Here is a 1,668-nt window from a genome sequence, read left to right as displayed (position 1 = left end):
GGGGTGGTGCGGCGCATGCCGCTGTCGTCGCCCCGGCGTTCGTACAGCTCGAAGAGGTCGTCCAGCAGCACCGGCACCGACCAGCCGTCCACCAGGATGTGGTGGACCGTGACCAGCAACCGGGACCGGTTGCCCGGCAGGGTGACCAGGGTGAAGCGGACCAGCGGCGGCCGGGCCATGTCGAACCGGCGGACCCGCTCCGCGTCAGCGAGCGTGGCGTAGGCGGCGTCCGCCGCATTGCCCTGCTCGGTCAGGTCGACTTCCCGCCATGGCGTGCGTACCTGGCGGCGGATCACCTGTAGCGGACGGTCGACGCTCTTGTGCCGGAAGCCGGCCCGCAGGTTGGGGTGGCGGCGCAGCAGCGTGTCGGCGGCGGCGCGCAGCCGGGTGGCGTCCAGCGGTCCGCGCATCTCCACGGCGAGCTGGACGGTGTAGACGTCCGGCCCCTGCTGGTCGTACAGCGCGTGGAAGAGCAGCCCCTCCTGTAGCGACGACAGCGGCAGTACGTCCTCGATTGTCGACTTCCTCATTGCCAAGTGCCTTTCCGAACAGTCAGTGAGGTGTGGTGATTTCGTCAATGCGAGGCGTGTTCAGTAGCCGGGCGCGTGGTCGTCGTCCCCGTAGTCACCGTCGTCCGCGTCGAAGTCGTCGTCGTACTCGGCTTCTTCTGCTTCGAGTAGGTCGATGTGGTGCTGGGTGAGTTGGGTGAGTGGGAGGTCGGAGGGGGTGAGGCCGCCGGCCTGGGGGTCCTGGGCATGGGTGGCGAGGGCCTGGAGCGCCTGGTGCCAGAGCGTGGTGAGGTGCAGGATGTCGGTGGTGGTGAAGAGGGCTGCGGGCCAGGTGAAGTCGGCGGTGAGCTGGGGTCCGTCGGGGGTGTCGTGGGTGGCGGCGATGATTTCGAGTGCATGCGCGAACGGCATGTCGGGTTCGCCGGGGGCCGGTACGGGGTGGGTGTGGTCGATGGTGGTCCAGTAGGGAGCGTTGTTGGTGTTGTCGGTGTCCTCGGGGTTGGTCTCGGTGGTGAATCGGCCGAGGTAGTTGAAGGCGATGGTGGGGTTGGGGTGTTGGGCGAGGGTTTTGGCGGTGTCGGGGTTGAGGTGGCGGAGGAGGCCGTAGCCGATGCCGTGGTCGGGGATGGTGCGGAGTTGTTCTTTGATGTGTTTGAGGGCGTTGCCGGTTTCGGGGCCGGCGGCGGTGATCTGGGTCCAGGTGTGGTGGGGGGGTGTGAGGCGGACGGGGTGGATGGTGGTGAACCAGCCGATGGTGCGGGAGAGGTCGTGGTTGTTGTCGAGTGCGTCTTCGTAGCGGCCGTGGCCTTCGAGGTCGATGAGGAGGCCGTGTTGGGTGGTGTGGGGGCGCCATTGGCGGGCGGCGAGTGCGAGGGCGGTGAGGAGGATGTCGTTGATGCCGGCGTTGTAGGTGGCGGGGACGGTGGTGAGGAGGGCCTGCGTTTCGTCGGTTGGCAGGGCGAGGGTGTGGGTTTGGGCGGTGGCGAGGGTGTCGCGGGTGGGGTCGAGTGGGGGTGTGCCGAGGGTGGTGGTGGTGTGGTCTGGGTGTGTGGGTGTGTGGGTTTCGGTGAGGGTGTTGTTCCAGTAGGGGAGTTGGTTGGTGTAGTGGGGTTGGGTGGCGGCTTGGGTGAGGGCGTGGGCCCAGGTGCGGAGGGGGGTG

At 67.9% G+C, this 1,668-nt stretch carries 2 protein-coding genes; both read right to left on the bottom strand.

The genetic code is table 11. The annotated features are described in order from the left end of the window. On the bottom strand, nucleotides 1–530 hold a 530-nt coding region (locus ACIQGZ_RS29550; protein ID WP_402607814.1), incomplete at its 3' end, for a condensation domain-containing protein. 60 nt (nucleotides 531–590) lie between these two features. Continuing rightward, nucleotides 591–1,668 (bottom strand): condensation domain-containing protein (locus tag ACIQGZ_RS29545; protein ID WP_402607812.1); only part of this gene is annotated, 1,078 nt, incomplete at its 5' end.

The sequence above is a fragment of the Streptomyces sp. NPDC092296 genome, from assembly GCF_044755465.1.
GTDB lineage: Bacteria > Actinomycetota > Actinomycetes > Streptomycetales > Streptomycetaceae > Peterkaempfera.
This window is presented reverse-complemented; position numbering and strand designations above follow the sequence as displayed.